This is a genomic window from Mesorhizobium sp. P2_D1 (genome assembly GCF_056404455.1).
Genome location: NZ_JBFUDZ010000008.1, coordinates 107,981 through 125,115 on the forward strand (window position 1 = coordinate 107,981; position 17,135 = coordinate 125,115).

General features: G+C 63.7%; 9 protein-coding genes. All 9 read left to right on the forward strand.

Going from position 1 to position 17,135, the window contains the following annotated elements:
* Nucleotides 1-35 precede the first annotated feature (35 nt).
* The 9 genes from rocF to AC1D0I_RS09370 all read left to right on the forward strand — a co-directional run bounded on the left by rocF (nucleotide 36) and on the right by AC1D0I_RS09370 (nucleotide 17,116).
* On the forward strand, nucleotides 36-968 hold the full coding sequence (gene rocF / locus AC1D0I_RS09330) for an arginase (RefSeq protein ID WP_477394573.1): 933 nt from the start codon (nucleotides 36-38) through the stop codon (nucleotides 966-968).
* A gap of 2 nt (nucleotides 969-970) precedes the next feature.
* Nucleotides 971-2,026 carry an ornithine cyclodeaminase gene (locus tag AC1D0I_RS09335; RefSeq protein WP_477394575.1) on the forward strand — a complete coding sequence of 352 codons (1,056 nt, stop codon included), beginning with the start codon at nucleotides 971-973 and terminating at the stop codon, nucleotides 2,024-2,026.
* 427 nt (nucleotides 2,027-2,453) lie between these two features.
* The gene (locus AC1D0I_RS09340; RefSeq protein ID WP_477394577.1) at nucleotides 2,454-3,527 is read left to right on the forward strand and encodes a hypothetical protein; all 1,074 of its coding nucleotides are present in this window, start codon (nucleotides 2,454-2,456) and stop codon (nucleotides 3,525-3,527) included.
* The gene (locus AC1D0I_RS09345; RefSeq protein WP_477394579.1) at nucleotides 3,524-4,852 is read left to right on the forward strand and encodes a hypothetical protein; all 1,329 of its coding nucleotides are present in this window, start codon (nucleotides 3,524-3,526) and stop codon (nucleotides 4,850-4,852) included. Before AC1D0I_RS09340 ends, AC1D0I_RS09345 begins: the two co-directional genes overlap by 4 nt.
* Nucleotides 4,849-8,697: a hypothetical protein gene (locus AC1D0I_RS09350; RefSeq protein ID WP_477394581.1), complete on the forward strand. Its 3,849-nt coding sequence runs from the start codon at nucleotides 4,849-4,851 to the stop codon at nucleotides 8,695-8,697. Before AC1D0I_RS09345 ends, AC1D0I_RS09350 begins: the two co-directional genes overlap by 4 nt.
* Nucleotides 8,694-10,034 carry a hypothetical protein gene (locus tag AC1D0I_RS09355; protein ID WP_477394583.1) on the forward strand — a complete coding sequence of 447 codons (1,341 nt, stop codon included), beginning with the start codon at nucleotides 8,694-8,696 and terminating at the stop codon, nucleotides 10,032-10,034. The genes AC1D0I_RS09350 and AC1D0I_RS09355 overlap by 4 nt, the downstream gene beginning before the upstream one ends.
* Nucleotides 10,035-10,045: 11 nt before the next feature.
* Nucleotides 10,046-12,076: a hypothetical protein gene (locus AC1D0I_RS09360; protein WP_477394585.1), complete on the forward strand. Its 2,031-nt coding sequence runs from the start codon at nucleotides 10,046-10,048 to the stop codon at nucleotides 12,074-12,076.
* A gap of 20 nt (nucleotides 12,077-12,096) precedes the next feature.
* On the forward strand, nucleotides 12,097-14,214 hold the full coding sequence (locus AC1D0I_RS09365) for an RICIN domain-containing protein (RefSeq protein WP_477394587.1): 2,118 nt from the start codon (nucleotides 12,097-12,099) through the stop codon (nucleotides 14,212-14,214).
* Nucleotides 14,215-14,278: 64 nt separating this feature from the next.
* Nucleotides 14,279-17,116 (forward strand): leucine-rich repeat domain-containing protein, encoded by a 2,838-nt coding sequence (locus AC1D0I_RS09370; RefSeq protein WP_477394589.1) that lies wholly within the window; start codon nucleotides 14,279-14,281, stop codon nucleotides 17,114-17,116.
* Nucleotides 17,117-17,135 lie beyond the last annotated feature (19 nt).

The window sequence follows — 17,135 nt, forward strand, 5'->3', positions numbered from 1 at the left end:
TCTCGCGGCATTCGAACTTGGCCGTGGGAAAAACAATGCGTTGCAAAATCGTCGGGGCACCGGTGCAGGACGGCGCTGGCAGAATGGGCTGCGAAATGGGGCCGAGCGCCCTGAGGACCGCCGGACTTGTTGAAGTGCTGTCCGGCCTCGGCCACGCTGTCGAGGATATGGGCGCCGTACAGGCGATGCCGGCGAGACGCATTTCGCATGGCAATCTTGCGCTGAAGGCCCTGCCCGAGGTATCGGCCTGGACATCCGCCATAGCCGCGGCCGCCTACGCGGCGAGCGAGGACGCCATGCCGATCTTTCTCGGCGGCGACCATTCGATCTCGGCCGGGACCGTGTCGGGCCTCGCCCGCCGCGCCGCTGAGACCGGGCGGCCGCTGTTCGTGCTGTGGCTCGACGCGCACCCGGACTTCCACACGCTCGACACCACCGCCAGCGGTAATCTGCACGGCGTTCCGCTCGCTTACGCCAGCGGCCAGCCGGGTTTCCACGGCTATTTTCCGGATCTGCCGGCAGCGGTCGATCCCAAGCGTATCTGCACGATGGGCCTGCGCAGTGTCGACCCGGCCGAGCGCAGCGCACTCAACCAGGCGGGCGTGACCGTGCACGACATGCGCGCCATCGACGAGCATGGCATCGCGCCGCTGCTGCGCGCCTTCCTGGCGCGGGTGTCTGATGAAAACGGGCTGCTGCATGTCAGTCTCGACGTTGACTTCCTCGATCCCTCGATCGCGCCCGCAGTCGGCACCACGGTTCCCGGAGGCGCGACGTTCCGCGAGGCGCATCTGGTGATGGAGATGCTGTCAGATAGCGGCCTCGTCTCCAGCCTCGACCTGGTCGAGCTGAATCCCTTTCTGGACGAGCGTGGCCGCACCGCGACGCTGATGGTCGACCTGACCGCGAGCCTGATGGGCCGCCGCATCATGGACCGGCCGACCCGCAGCCATTCCGGGAGCTTTTGATCATGACCACAGCAAAGCTGAACATCGTCCCCTTCGTCAGCGTCGACCGCATGATGAAGCTGGTGAATGTCATCGGTGTCGAGCGCTTCCTGACCGAACTCGCTGGCTACATCGAGGAAGACTTCCGTCGCTGGGACCTGTTCGACAAGACGCCGCGCATCGCCTCGCACAGCCATGACGGCGTCATCGAGTTGATGCCGACAAGCGATGGTCGCCTCTATGGCTTCAAATATGTCAACGGCCATCCGAAGAACATGCGCCAGGGTCTGCAGACGGTCACGGCCTTCGGCGTACTCGCCGATGTCGGCAGCGGCTATCCGATGCTGCTCACGGAAATGACCATCCTGACTGCCCTGCGCACCGCCGCCACGTCCGCTGTCGCGGCCAAGTATCTGGCACCGAGCGGCGCGCGCACCATGGCCATCATCGGCAATGGCGCCCAATCGGAATTCCAGGCGATCGCCTTCAAGGCGCTGACCGGCGTCGATCGGCTGAGGCTCTACGACATCGACCGGTCCGCCTCGCGCAAATGCGCCAAGAACCTGGCTGGCATGGGTTTTGATATCACCATCTGCGAAACCGGGCAGGAAGCGGTCGAAGGTGCCGGGATCATCACGACCGTTACCGCCGACAAACAGTGCGCCACCATTCTCACCGACAACATGGTCGGCTCCGGCGTCCACATCAACGCCGTCGGCGGCGACTGCCCCGGCAAGACCGAACTGCACAGGGACATCCTGCTGCGCTCCGACATCTTCGTCGAATTCCCGCCCCAGACACGCATCGAGGGCGAGATCCAGCAGCTGGATCCCGACCATCCGGTGACCGAGCTCTGGCAAGTGATTGCCGCCAAGGCGCAAGGCCGCCGAGATGCCAAGCAGATCACCCTGTTCGATTCAGTCGGCTTCGCGATCGAGGATTTTTCGGCGCTACGCTATGTGCGTGACCAGCTGCAGGCGACTGGCCTCTATGAGGAACTCGACCTGCTCGCCGATCCCGACGAACCGCGAGATCTGTTCGGCATGCTGCTGCGGGCCGCTATGCAGCCGGCAGCATAACAAGGCTCATCTCGAGAACAGCAAGTCTCTGCCTTGCCAGCCGAGCCAGATTTCCTTTTACGTTTGAACAGAAGTTTAGACGCTCAGGGAAATGGATCGAAGGTGCGCAAAAGACAGTTCTTTACGATCCGTTAACCGCGTCGATACTTTGGCGCAAATTTCCGTTACGGAAGCCAAAAACCAGGTGCATTGGTCGCCAATCCGTTTTAGTTTACATTCTATAAATGCGTTATTTGGCGAAGTTGACTTTGAGTTAGCCACGCTTTTTGTGGCCGATCCTCGCTGTAACGATCCAATACAAAATTGATCTTGCAAAGATATTGCCTGTAAAGAGCGATGAGGCTGCCGCTTCGGTGGCCGGGGGGCTTTCGTGCATTTTCTTTTGCTCGTCTTGCTGAAGAGATACGTCTTCAATCCGGCGATTGTCTTGGCAGCCTTCCTTGTCTACGGCGAAGGAACTCACCTTGCCGCAGCTCAGCAAATGTGCGGCCAGGCGCTGTCACAGTGCGACCTGCAGACCGACTCCGCATGCCTCGAGCGCACCTATGCCTGCGGTGAATATGATACCGTTATCCAGTCGCTCTTCGTCGAGCGGTTCGAACCGACGCCCGACCAGAAATACTTCGTCGGCGCATCGTTTTACGGCCGCCACATCCGCGAGCGCGCCGCCGGCGTGCAGTGCGAGATGGTGAAGTTCGCGCGCGAATACCTGACCGACTACCTGTCCGGCGTCGAGGCCGAGTTCACCACCAGCGGCTCGTTCGGCACGATGCGACAGATGGATCAAATCTATCATGCCGCGCAGATGCTGACCGACCTCGGCGACGTCACCGGCTGCCCGGAATCGGCGCTGACACGCGCCACCGTCGAGGACATCGCCCGTAGCGAGGCCGTGCGCTATGCACGCTCGGTGTTCCTGCAGCCGCCGCCGGAAGCTCGTTCCTCGTTCGACACGCTGCAATTGGCGCTGAGAAGCTTCGTCAGTCGGGCGTCCGATCTCGAGACGGGCATCGCCCTGCGCCGCGTCGAGATCAAGTCGGCCGAAACGCACCTGAAGGCGATCCGCGTCATTTTCGCTGATATCTTCGGACCGGTGACCGGGGCGGGCGCGACGCTGGTCGCCAACACCTCGATCCTCGACGGCCTGGCCGCGAAGACGACGCAGATGTTGCGCTCGGTCGAAGTGTCGGAGGGAGAATTCAAGCGGGCACTGGGCAACGTCACGCCAGAGCAATACGCCAATCTCAATCGCAACACGGTCGCCAGCGCGGAGGATTTTCTCAAGGTCTCCGCCTTCCACATCAACATGATCGGGGTGCTGCTGCCGACCGATCCGGCAAAGCCCTTCTGGCGGCTGGACGCCGAGGTTCATGCCGACAACGCCGCCCAAGGCGCATTCAACGATCTCGCCAAGGTAAAGGCGGACTGGAAGGCCCACGGCGCGGCCACCGGCATCTGCGCCCAGGCAGGCGCTGCCGACAGGGTGTGGTACTGCCGATGACAAGCTTCCGAGCCATCGCGTTGTCCGTGATTGTCAGTTGCGTCCTGGCCGGCGCGGCCGGTGCCGCATCGATCCTGGAGCGCGCCTACACTTCGGAGAAACTCGACGGTTTCTGGAACGCGACGCTCTCTAACGCGACGCCCGAGACGAGCCGGTTCAGCCTGCTCGCCCCCGGTCCCGCCGCCGTCGAACCGAGCCACGAGGCGACGCAGCCCGATTTCGGCTTGCCCTTCACTGGCGAGGTGGTCGGCGAGGCGTCGGGCTCCTCCGGCGGCAGCCGCAGCGTCGGTTTCCCGATCATCCCGCTTTCGGCCGACGACGCCTCGGTTTTGATGCGAAGGCTCGCATGGTCAGAAATCTACCTCAGCCGCTACCGCTTCTTCGCCCCAATCTCGACCGATAGCGCCGAAGAGCTCGCTGCGCTCGTCGGCCGACAATACGCCGCCGCCGTCGAGGCCTATCTGATTACCGGGCGGCTTTACTTCTCCGGGGCCGACTTGCCGGAGAAATGCCGGCACCTGACGCGGATGAACGAGATCAATGCCGGGCCTTTGTCGGGCGCCAGCCTGGATTCGTTGCCAGCGGCCTGGCGTCCGCTGTTCCCGATCGTCGAGGCCGTGCGTGCACGGCTTGGTTCGGACGCGCTGGCGAAACTGGTCTGTTCGGTCAAGCCGGTACGTGGGCGCGCCGAGACGACCGGCCTGATCGAGACGCGGGTGCGCGCGCAGATCGTCAAGGCGGTCAGAACGAAGGTCGACGACACGCTTAACCTGATGAACGCCGCTTCGACCGAATACCAGTCACTGGTCAACGAGATGGACGTGTTGATCAAGTCGGCCGAGGTGATGGAGCTGGAGCGTGTGCTCGGCAACGCACAGGCCAACATGGTGCTCGTCAAGGAGGATCAGCTGAAGGCAGCCGAGACGATCGCCACGCTGCAGGCTGTCGACCTCTCCAGCCTCAACCAGCCGGAATCGCTGAAGGAGTTCGAAGACGGCAAGGCAAGGATGACGCAGATCGTCGGGCAGATAGAAGGTGTCATGACGGCTCTGTCCGGCCTCGCGCATGTCGTCGACGATCCGGCGATCACCGCCGAGCTTTCTTCCTGCGCAGGACTGGCTGGAGCGTATTCGAGGCTCGACCTCACGCTCGACACTGGCGCGCTGACCGCGACGATCAACGGCCCTTACGAGGACTGCATCAACCATGCCCGGGCGGTGGTCGGGCGGTTCCAGAATCCATCGCTTTCCAAGGCGCAGATGGCCGAACTCGCCCGGCACGTGCGCCAGATTTCCGAGGTCTTTCTGTCGACGGGGCAACCATGAGACGGTTCTTCCTGCTTTGTGGACTGGTCGCCAGCATCGTTTTCGGCGCTGCGGGAATGGCGCGCGGGCAGGACTGCATGGCGCTCGACATCGACGCGGCCGCCGGCCATGCCGGCGAGCTGACGACGCTGCTCAAGATCGCCAATTTCCGCGCCGACGTGAAATACATGGGTGAAGTCGCCACCGAACTCGAACAGTTCCTGACGACCTGCGGCGACGAGACGACCGGACGACTGGCGATCGTGTGCGATTTCGACTGCCACCTGCAACTTGGACGCTATCGCCTGTTCCTCGCCGCCGACATGCCCTTCCTGTCGTCGGCGAGCGGCGTCAGCCGCAACGATACGCCCGTCTCGCCGCAAGCGGCGCAGGAATTCGGCCGGCAAGGCATCGAGATCGTCGACCGGGGTCTTCGCATTCTGGCCCGACAACAAGGCGGTGACCAGGGCACCGCGGCGGGAGCAGATGCGAGTTACCGCACCTTCGTGCGGCAGCTGACGGCGCTGTCCTCGCTGAAGATCCAGCTGCTGATGAACACCGGCGACGTTTGGTACCAGACCGTCTCGGAGGCACGCGTCAAGGCGCTCGACTTCCTGGTCAGCGATACGCTGGGTGCCGTCGGAGGCGCTGGCCTCGACAGCCAACCCAACCTCTCCAAGGCCTACACCAATTACGAGGCCGCGATGTGGGTGCTGGTCGAGACGCAGATGGATATTCCGGGCGAGTCCACCTACGACGACCTGCGCGCCGACCTGCTGCTGCAGCAGAGCGACCTCGATGCGCGCATGGACAGCGTGCGCAAGGGCTTCCTGTTCCTCAACATCGACCCGATGCAGTTCACGACGATCCCGTTCGAGGACCTGCAGCAGGCCCTGGCCGAGAGCGAGCTGCGGTTGACCGAGGTCGAGCGCAATGTCGAGGCGCTGGTCGAGCGGTGGTACGCCAACAAGGAAGGCGAAGCGACGCGCGCGCTCGACGAGGAGCGGACGATCCGGAGCCAGGAAGTCAACCTTATCGCCCACAAGATCGGCAAGCTGGAGCACGAGGCGCAGACCTTCGCCACCACTGTCCAGCAAGAGATCAACGCGGTCGACGCCGAGAAGGACACGTTCGGCTATCGGCAGCAGATCAGGTCGCTGGAGATCGAACTCGGCACCAAGATCGCCGAGTTCGAAAACCAGCGCCGCCAGATCAATGACAGGCAGGAACTCGACCTGATCGTCCTCTCCAAGGAGGCCGAGGTCGAGCGGCGCAACGAACTGCGCTGGCTGCTGAACTGGGAAATGACGCAGATGAACCTCGATCTGCAGATTTCCTCGCTCGAGAGCCAGATCACCGAATACGCCCGCCAGACGGAGCGCAACGCCAACCAGCTCGAACAGGCGGTTCGCCAGCGGCAGATCCTTCAAACCCAGATCGCCAACAACCAGGGCGCGATCGCCCGCGCCAACGACACAATCACCGAACTGCAACTGCGCCAGACCGACCTCTATCAGCGCCGCCGGGCCGTCGACCGCGAGCAGCTTTGCGGCATCGAGAACCAGCTCGCCCTGATCGGAGATACGGCCGACCATCCGTTCACGCCGCTGCTCGCGGGCGAACAGGCATGCCAGACCGTGACGCCTGCCTTCACGCGCAACCAATACGTTGCCCAGATGTGCGGGCCGGATGGTCAGTCGGGCCTCAGGGCCCAGCTCTTGAACTCGCAGACACAAGCGAAAGCGTTCCTCATGAAGTGCGTCATTGGCAGCGCCGACTTCGCCGATGTCGAGCCGCTGATCGCCGACCAGCAGATGATCACATCGAACATCTCGCTGCCGCAGGAACTTGCGAACGTCGATTGCGGTTCTTTTTCCCAGACGGAAACGGACTTCGCCAAGAAACTCTACGAAGCCGAGCGGGACCTCTATGCGAAGAGGAAGGCGGACCTTGAGGAGGCGCGTGACCAGGTCGACGGCCAGCTGACCGAAGTGATCGCCTGGTTCGCCGCGTTCAACGGCACGACGCAGGCCGCACAGATCACTCTCACCGCCATCCAGGCCGCCTACGCGATCGCCGCGGCGATACCCGAGGTCAATGTCTGCGCCTGCGGGCTTGCCAGCGGCGCGGCAACCAAGATCGACACCTCCAAGGTCGTCAAGGCGTCGCTCGAAGCGGCGCAGTCGATCCTGTCGACGATCATAGCGACCGGCCGGGTGACGCAAGAGAACATCAACCAGATCAACGGCCTACAGCAGCGGATTACGCAGTTGCGCCAGGCGAACGAGGAACTCGACCTCGACAAGGCGCTCAAGGCCCGGGCGCTGGTCGACACGCACTTCCAACTTGCCGGCCGGCTGGCGCAAGGGGCCGAGGAGATCAAGGAACTGACGCTGCAGGGCTCGATGGCGGCGGTTGACTGCCAGAGCCAGGATCTCAGCATCGACGAGCAGGTGGCGCGGCTCAAATCCGACCACGAACGCATCCTCGCCGGGCTCGACCTTCAGGCGCGCGAAAACGACATGCTGAGTTTCCAGATCACCGACCAGCAGCGCACGATCGACCGGCTGACCAACGAGATCGCGATCCTCAATCTCGAACTCGACAAGCTGTCCCTGTCGGAAGCCCAGCTCAACCAGGACAATGCACGTGTCGCCGAACTGGTCGCGGCAACCAACGGCCGCATCGACCGCGTCCGCGCCGCGCAGACGACAGTGACAGGCCTCGCCGAGGAATCAAATGCCTCGACCAACCTGATAAACGAACTGCGCGACCGGCAGAAGGACAAGATGCTGGCACTGAACGATGCCGAACTCGCCTTCGTCGAGCAGCGCATCACGCAGTCGCGCGGCAACACCGAGGAACTCGTCGCAGGCCTGAACCAGGCCAAGGATCTTGGCCTGAAGAGCCGCGCGCTGCAGGACAGCATCCTGAAGTTCCAGAGCAACGTTCAGGCCGAGGTGACAAAGCAGCAGGAGGACATGACCAAGCTCGTCACCCAGATCGACGATCCGGCGACGCGCAAGAATCTGTTCATCGCGACCCAGGACACCATCGCCGACCTGATGAAGGGCATTCCCGAGTATCTGGTGACCAAGCGGCGCGTGCTCGAGACGGCCAACCGGCTGATGCACCTGATGCGGCGCCGCTTTGAAGTGGTGCAGGCCTTCACCGGCGACGCGGCGACAGTGCCCGCGGTCTATGTGCGCAACGCAACCCAGCTCCAGGCGATGATCGACGACATCGTTGCCAAGCGCTTCTTCGACGAGCGGCAGATCAATATCGATGTCGCCCAGATCGTCGTGCCCGCCAATTCAGGTTTCGCCCGCAAGCTGGCGCTCGACGAAAATGTCGAGTTCGAGGTTTCGCCTTTCGCGTCGACCGACGCGCTGATGAAAGCAAACGGCTATTTCGCGCTGTGGGCGCCCAACAAATTCCGCGAGCGCAAGAACCTGACCCTGATCGATGTCTTCGCCGGCACCGACTACCAGTGCACGGGGGCGCAGTGGAACCGCTTCGCCCTGCAACACCGCGGCAGCGGCTTCGTCTTCAAGCCGCTGACCAAGGGATCGAGTGAGGTCCGCGCAGACATTTCGGTCGGGCCGGAGCGCGTCGCGTTGCAGACCTTCTTCAACCAGGCCGACAGTGGCGACGAGATCAGCCGGATCATCCGCTACTGGGTGCAGGATCGCTACCAAGCGCGCAAATTCCCGCGCGCGCCCGGACCGTCGAACGACACCAGCCTGATCCTGCCTTATCTCGGCGCGCCGCTGATCGGCTCCTACCGGCTGTCGCTGCAGCCGAGCGACTGCCCGTTCGACGGCGCCGTGTTCACCCTCTATTTCATCTTCGCGAGCGCGCCATGAGAGCCGTCGTCGCCACAGCAGCGCTCGGTCTGGCGCTCAGCGCGACGGGAGCGGCCGCGCGCGACCTCTTCGTCGACAATCTCGCCGGCTATACGATCGAATCGCGCGTTCTCGACGCTCCCAACTGCGAGGGGCCCGCCATTCCGGACGGCACGCTGAAGACCTTCGAGCAAGGCCTCTGCGTCTTCCACCGCCCGGCCCGCAGTCCGAGCGACAGCGAACGTGCGGCCAACCTGATGCGGGAGGCGCAGACACGCGGACTGCCGCCCGTCCACCAGCAACTCGCCGGGCTGATTTCAGGCTTGGCGACCTGCGCCGAGGCTACGCGTCACCTCGACGCCTACCGGGCTTCCGGCAACCAGAACCGGATGGAGCAGACGCTGTTCTGCCGCGACCGGCGGCACAGCCAGGCCGACCTGAACGCGATCGAATGGAACCATGCGCTGTTCGAATATGCCGACGGGCTCGCTTCGAACCGAACGCTCGACCAGAGGCTGGCCGAGATGAGCGCCTGCCAGGCCGGGCCCTTGAGCGCCGATTTCGACGCCCAGTGCGGCCTGATCTCCAATCTGTCCGACACCGAGATCGATGCCTTCGCCGACGGGGCTGCCGGCAAAGTCATCGAGAGCTACTTCGCCAGCGTCGAGAGCCCGATCACCGCGATGTTTTCGCGCAAGCTGAAACGAGCCGAGGGCCTGGTGCAGAGTTCGCGCGCCGGCATCGATGACATCAAGGCGGGCGCCGACACAGTGAACAAGGAATACGCCGCATTGAACCAGGTCTACGAGGCGGCGCGCGACACCAAGATGGGGCCGATCTACAACGCCTACCGCGAGGCGATCCTGAGGGCGACCTCGATCCTCGACGAGTTCGACCGGTGGAAGGGCGGGCTGTTCATAACCTCGGAAAACATCAACCTGATGCCGAAGATCACCGAACGATCGGGCGAGATCGCGGGCGAGAAGACGCGCGTCGACGGCCTCGCCTTCGAGGCCAAGGCGAGCGCGCTGGTCGGCGACATCAAGCGCATCATCAATGCCGACGCCGAGAACCGCGCCGCGGTCGCCGCCTTCTGCCGCATCTATTTCTGCGAACTGACCAACCGCCGCGCGATGGCCGACGTCATCCGGACCTGCCGTCGGCCGGCGCTTGCCAACAACCCGCTGTGCGTCGGCCAGAACGGGCAGATCACCAATGGAACTCTTACGGTCGACTTCCAAGGGCCGCATTCGATCACGGTCAAGGCGCTGTGCCAGTCAGCCGGCCTCGATCCTTTGATGACCGAGGTCAATATGGACCCCGCCCGCGCCGCAAGCTGCTTGAGCGAATTGAGATGAGACAGGCGGTCGTGCTGCTCACCCTGGTTCTCGCGGGCACGTCAGTGGCCCGCGCGGAGCCGCAGCTTGCCGCTTTCGTCACCGACCAGAACAACGATGTCTACGTCGCGCTTTTCGACGGCAAGGCGGTGGAACTTGCCGGCTGCTCCAGCCCGGGCCAGGCGAAAAGGTTGCTGCACCTGGCTGACACCGCGCTAGTCTCGGAGGCGACGCTCGCCAAGCTTCAAACTGAAAACAGTTTTGGGACGCAGCCGCGGCTGCCATGCCCCGGGACGGCATTCAATATCGACTGGCCGGCGACGACCGCGATCTGGGCCGATGTCGAGGCATCCGGCAACTACTATCTGCCTTCCCCCTCGGGCACCGGCTATTTCGCCGTGCCCACCGCCTGCGCCGAGATCAAGGCGGCACTTGCCATCCGCGAGCGGCTTCAACTGCCGGGCGTGCTCCAGGGTTTTGCCGCGCCGCCCGATGTCGGGACACCGTTCGTACTCGATTGCGGGCGCGGCGATCTCGGCGGTCCATCGGACATAGCGGCGGCGAGCGTGGCCCGTTGGAGCCTGCACCGGTTCGAAACCTTCCTCAGCGCCGAAAGCATCGGCGACACTGTCTATGTCGTTCGCTACACGCCGCCGGGCGAAGGCGCGCAGCCCTCCTACCTGCCGATTGCGCGCCTCGACGGCAAGGCGACGCGCGACATCATCGCAGATGTGGCCGCAGCGGAAGCGGCGGAGACGAAGCTGCGGGCATTCTTCGGCATCGCCGAGCCCGAGGCGGTAACCCTGCTCGGCGCCGACGCTGTGGCCGCGCTTCGTTCGGCGCCCTTCGTCGACCTGTGTCTATCGAATTGCGATGGCTATCAGCGCGAGCACGCGGCCTTCGCGCAGCCTGGCATCGACCTCGGCCTGTCGCCGCTGTCCGCTGGCCTGTCCATCACCTCACTCGACCCCCTCGGCAATACGCGGCTGGACTGGACCTTCGCGGAAGGGCGGACGCTGTCCTTCACGGGTTGCCCGCTTCTAACATCGGCGCTCGGCCTGTCCGCCCCCGGCATTGGCGACTGGATGGGCGAGACTGATCGCGCGCTGACCGCCACTCCGCCGCCGGGTACCGGCTTCGACTGTCGGGGGTCGGCCAGCGATACCTGCGTTCGCCGCGTCAATGATGGCGGTACGCTGACGCTGGCGCAATTCTCATCCGAGGGCGATTGCGCCGGCCGGACGAATCTCAGGCTCGAACTGCCCGCATCGGTCAAGGCGCCGCAGGCGCTGATCCTGAAGGGATTGCCGTTCAGGACGGTGCACATGGCGCCGGCCCCCGGCGTCGCGCGGACACGGCTCGTCGGGACCGCCAACCGGGTGCCTGCCGGCACGTCCTCATGCATCCTGTCGGCGACCGGGGTGATCGTCGTCGCGGACGGGTTGCCTCGGCTCGAACTCGAGCGGATCGACCTGGCGCGGGCGGCCGATCAAACGACCGATGAGGTCGTCGCCGTGATCGCTCAAAACGGCGCGGTCGCACTCGACGATGTGACCATCGGCACCGTGGCGGACGGATTATCGCCGATGGCGCGCGGCGCGTCGCTGTGCCTGGCCGACCTTTATGCGCGCGGGCTCAGAGTTGAAGCAGACATGCTGGCGATCCAGGGCGTTCGGGCCCGGCTGCTGATCTCGGCCCAGGCGCCGGTCCGCTCCACCCTCGTGCGCGCGCGTTTCGGCGCGGTGCTCACTTCCGACAGCCTGATGCGGATGGACTTCACCGACATCGCCGCAGCCAATCCGCTGGTGTTGCGCGGGGCGGTCGTGGCGGGTCGCTCGGACGGGCTGGCGCCGACGGCAGCCGGCCTTGCGGTCGGCTCCGCTATCCAACTCGAGCGCGGTTCGTCGGCGAATTTCACCACCTCGACGGTGTCCGGCTTCCGCTGCGCGGTCAGTTTCGCCGACAGCGCCTCCAGCGCCAGTTTCCTGCTACCGGGCAACGACATCGCACACGACAATACCAGCCGGGCCTGCGGGCCGGGCCGCTTCAGCCTTGTCGAATAGAGCGGAAGGAAGATTGGCAGATGAACCGTATCGCCCGATCGCTGCTCCACCTGCTGGCGCTGCTCGCGGTGATCCATGCCGGTCCGGCCCGGGCCGAGGAACCGAAGGTCGTCCTGTTGGAAGACCCGACGCTTAACGCCACCCGCTTGCACTATCCCCTGCTCATCTCGGAAGGTCGCGGCTACCGCATCCGCTGCAACGACCAGGCCGACGAGGAAGCGGTGATCCGCGGACTGGGCTTCGCCACCGTCCCCTCGCAAGTGCTGACTGTCGTCGACAACGCAGTCATCTCGGCCGACCCAGCCGCCAATCCGCTGTTGTGTCCATCCGGCGAGAACTACCCGATCAAGGTCTTTGCGCATGATGGCGGCAGCGGCATCGTCTACTATCTGCAGTTCCCGACCGATTTCGGTTCGCCATCCCTTTCCGACCAATTCTACATTCCCGGCTGCGGGCCTTTGGTCGAGGGACTGAAGCTCGACCTCAATCAGGCGATCGACGCCGACCCGACGCCATTCTTCGCCGGAAAGGTCCATACCATAGCATGCGTTGCGGGGCCGCCGGTTGTCAGAAGGACGACGACCTTCGCCAGTTGGTGCATCAAGGATGACCTTGATCCGGCCCAGCAGACGACGGTCGAGGAACTGCTCGACCTGACACCCGGCGGCGCCGCGGCCCTTGGCAATCCGGTGGCGTGCGCAAGCGCACAGGATTTTCTCGCGTCGAGCACGCTCGACCTGGCCGGGCGACGGCTGACAAATCTCGAGCCGCTGGCGACACTTACCCATCTGACGAGCCTGACCTTGTCCGGCAATGAAATTACCGACATGCGCGACCTGGAAAAGCTGACCAAGCTTACGTTCCTCGATCTGTCGCGCAATCGGATCAGCAACATCAGCGTGACGGCGGTGATGAAGGATCTGGCCGAGGCCGACCTCAGTTCCAACCAGATCGCCGATCTACGGCCGCTCGCCTCGGCACGGGCGCTGACCCGGCTGGTTCTGGCCAGCAACAAGATCGTCGACGTGTCGCCACTACGGTTTCTGCAAGAGCTCACCGCGCTTGACCTGTCGAAGAACCGGATCACGGATGCGCGTCCCTTGATGAGCCTGACCAAACTCGCCGCTCCGAACCTGCGCGCAAACCGCTTGGCCACGGCGCAATCCGTCAGCGCCATCCTGCCGTTCAATCCGTCGCTGGACGGCAATCCGGTCTGCATCAGTCGACCCGAGCAATCGACCGTGGCCTCCGGCAAGATTTTTGAAGCCTGCATCACGGCGGTGAAGGAGGCCGACGTGGTGCTGGCAAACATGCAGACCGGCAAGTGCCTGGCTGTGGCCGAGGGGCGCCTCGACAACAACGCCCCGGCTGTCCAGTTCAATTGCGACGGCGACCAGTGGCGTCGCTGGAAACTGGTCGAGACGGAGGATGGTTTTCAGCTGCAGAACGTACGGACCGGAAAATGCCTGACGATTGCCGGCGGGGTCAGCACCGATAACAACGTCCCTGCCCTCCAATTCGACTGCGACCGGGACGCATCGCGACATTGGAAGCTGACCGCAACCGGCGACGGCTTCCAGGCTGAAAACGTGCAGACGGGGAAATGCCTGACCATTGCCGGCGGGGAGAGCACCGACGACGACGTCCCTGCCCTACAGTTCAACTGCGACCGCCATCCGTCGCGATTCTGGAGCATCCGGGCGGCTGACCCCGAAGTCATGCTGGTGAACAGGCAAACCGAAAGGTGCCTGTCGGTCGCGGAAGGACGAACCGACAACAACGCACCGACGGTGCAATTCGACTGCAACGGCAGTCAATGGCAGCGCTGGAGGCTGGTTGAGACAGGCGACGGATTCCAGGTGGCGAACGTCCAGACGGGCAAGTGCCTGACGATTGCCGGCGGAATCAGCACCGAAAACAACATCCCGGCCTTGCAGTTCAACTGTGACAGCGACCCTTCGCGCCGCTGGAACCTGGTCGAGACGCGCGACGGTGTTCAGGCGGAAAACGTCCAGACGGGCAAGTGCCTGACCATTGCCGGCGGAGTGAGCAACTTGAACAACATCCCGGCCCTTCAGTTCACCTGCGACCGCGATCCGTCAGGCTACTGGACCATCAAGGCGGCGGACGAGAGGTAGTGCTGCCAGTCGCCCGGGCTGATTGAGCCGCATCGATCAGCCTGAGCTCGAAAGGAGAGATCCGATGAACCGCATCGCCCAATTGCTCCTTGTTGTGGTCATGCTCGTGGCCGGCACCGGCCCGGCCCGCGCGGACGAGCCGAAGGTTGTGCTGTTCGAGGATCCGGGGCTGGAGGCGAACCGGCTGCACTATCCGCTGCTTATCTCGGACGGGCGCGGCTACCGCATCCGCTGCAAGGATCAGGCGGACGAGGAAGCGGTGATCCGCGGACTTGGGTTCGCGACGGTTCCTTCGGAGGTGTTGACCGCCGTCGACAGCGCGATCGTCGCCGCTGATCCCGCCGCCAATCCACTGCTGTGCCCGTCGGGCGACACATATCCGATCAAGGTTTTCGCGCACGACAATGGCAGCGGCCTCGTCTACTACCTGCAATTCCCCTCCGACTTCGGCGCGACGACTTTTTCCGACCGGCTCTACATTCCGAGCTGCGCGCCGCTCGTCACCGAGCTGAAGCTCAATCTCGACCAGGCTCTGAACGCCGACCCAACGCCGTTCTTCGCCGGCAAGATCCACACCATCACGTGCCTCTCCGGCGCGCCGCTGGTCGACAAGCCGACGACCTTCGCGAAGTGGTGCGTCAAGGGTGACCGCACGCCAGCTGAGACGGCGACCGTGATGGCGGTGCTCGATTCAACGCCCGGCGGGGTCTCGGCGCTCGGCGACCCCGCCGCCTGCGCTGCGGCACAGGCCTTTCTGGAATCGATCACAACGCTGAATCTGAACGGCAAGGGCGTGCAGTCGATCGAGCCGATTGCCGTGCTGAAGAACCTCACGAGCCTGTCGATCGCCGACAATTCGATCGCCGACCTCGGGCCGCTGACCAAGCTCAAAACGCTGACCTTCCTCGACATTTCCGGCAATCACGTCGACAACATCAACGCGCTGGCGCCGCTCATCGCGCTGACGCGGGCCGACGTCTCCGACAACGACATCATCGACATCCGCGCCCTGTCGGCGCTGGCGCTGCTCACCAACCTTACGCTCGACAACAACAAGATCGCCAGCCTTGAGCCGCTGCAATTCCTGCAGGCGCTCTCGACACTGTCCATCGCCAACAATGGACTGACAGGCGACATGCTCGATCCGCTCAGCGCCCTCGGCGGCCTGACCAGCCTCAACCTCGCCAACAACAAGATCGAGGACTTCGCCAATCTCGGCAGCTTCCCCTCGACGCTCGCCATCAACCTCACCGGCAATCCAATCGTCTCGGACGGCGGGCAGAGCTTCGTTGACCTGTGCGTGCTGCATCGCGACGCGGCGACCCCGCTTGGGCAGACCATCCGCGCCATGGTCGAATTGGAGGGCGGCGGCACGTGYGCCGCGGTCGGCAACAACCTGCTGGCAACCACGGCGCTCGACCTTTCGTCGAAGATCGTCAGTGACCTGCGTCCGCTCGCGACCTTGCCGCAACTCACCTCGCTGAACCTGTCGAGCAATGCCATCACCGACGTCGCGCCGCTTGCCGGCCTGACCAACCTCGGCATACTCAACCTGTCCAAAAATTCGATCGTCAATGTCAGGCCGCTGGCAGCGCTATCGGGCCTGATCAATCTCGATCTTTCCGACAATCCCGTGCAGGCGACCGACTTCCTGTCGGCATGCCTGATGCGGAACCAGACCGACTTTCTGACGCCCGCGCAAGCCACGGAAGTGAACGCACTGCTGTCGATCTCGGGAAAGGCTGCCTGCGGAAAAGCCTACGACGATCTCAATTCACGCCAGTTCGCCGACGCGAAGAACCGCGGGTTGATCAGCGTCTCGCTCTTCCCGGTGATGGCCAATCTCACCTCCATCGACCTGTCCGACAACCAGTTGTCCGACGTCTCGGCGCTGTCGGCGATACCGGGGCTGACGAAGCTTTGGATCCGCAACAACCAGATTCCCTCGATCCAGGGCGTCCTGCAACTGCGCCGCCTCGAACAACTGAGCATCGACGGCAATCCCGTGTCGAACCTGATCGGCATCGGGATGCTCAACAAGCTGACCAAGCTCTATTTCTCGAACACACACGTGCAATCCGTGACGCCGTTGGCCGACCTGCCGCTGCTCGACGACGCCGGTATGCGCAACCTGCCGCTGCAATACGCCAGCTTCGCTGAATACTGCATCGTCTATCGGTTCGATTCGATCGCGCTCGGCGACGCGCGAGGCTTCATGGCGGCACTCGACAGCCGCATGCAGGCCGATCACGTGGATAGCGCCGACTGCAGCGCTGCGCAGAACTGGGCGCAGTCACTGACCAGCCTGACGCTGAACAAGAAGTCGATCATAGCCGTCAGCCCCGTGGTCCATTTTCGGGCGCTGGGAGAACTTAATCTGTTCGACAATGTGATCACCGACGCGTCCCCGATCGCATCGCTGACGGGACTCCAGAAACTGAACCTCGCCACCAACCGACTGTCGGCGATCCCGCGCTTCAGCTCGAGCGGGCTCAAATACATCTATCTGAACGACAACCAGATCACTGACGTCGGCAATCTGTCGAACATGCCGGCGTTGTCGAATGTCGATCTGCGCAACAACCGGGTCTTCAACGCGCTGCCGCTCGGCTCGCTTCCGGCGCTGTCGATCGTCGATCTGCGAGGCAACCGGATCGAGAACTTCGTTCACGTTCATCCGGTGATCGGAAAATCCTATCTCGGCAACAATCCGATCTGCTCGTTCCCGCAGCCGCTCACCCCACAAGTCGCCGAAGCGTGCAAGCGCGAGCCGTCGCGCATCCTGGACGTCAATATTCACGTGTTCGATGAGCTTGCCGTCCAGCCTTTGGTCGTCTGTCCGCGTCCCAGCTGCCTGCAGCTCCAGCCCCACGTCATCGTGGGCCCGCTCATTCACCAGTAATGCCTGCACCCGGAGGTAG

What these genes read in the sequence shown, in the direction of transcription:
- rocF (WP_477394573.1), top strand. Translation starts at nt 36, where the DNA reads ATGCGTTGCAAAATCGTCGGGGCACCGGTGCAGGACGGCGCTGGCAGA.
- AC1D0I_RS09335 (WP_477394575.1), top strand. Translation starts at nt 971, where the DNA reads ATGACCACAGCAAAGCTGAACATCGTCCCCTTCGTCAGCGTCGACCGC.
- AC1D0I_RS09345 (WP_477394579.1), top strand. Translation starts at nt 3,524, where the DNA reads ATGACAAGCTTCCGAGCCATCGCGTTGTCCGTGATTGTCAGTTGCGTC.
- AC1D0I_RS09350 (WP_477394581.1), top strand. Translation starts at nt 4,849, where the DNA reads ATGAGACGGTTCTTCCTGCTTTGTGGACTGGTCGCCAGCATCGTTTTC.
- AC1D0I_RS09355 (WP_477394583.1), top strand. Translation starts at nt 8,694, where the DNA reads ATGAGAGCCGTCGTCGCCACAGCAGCGCTCGGTCTGGCGCTCAGCGCG.
- AC1D0I_RS09365 (WP_477394587.1), top strand. Translation starts at nt 12,097, where the DNA reads ATGAACCGTATCGCCCGATCGCTGCTCCACCTGCTGGCGCTGCTCGCG.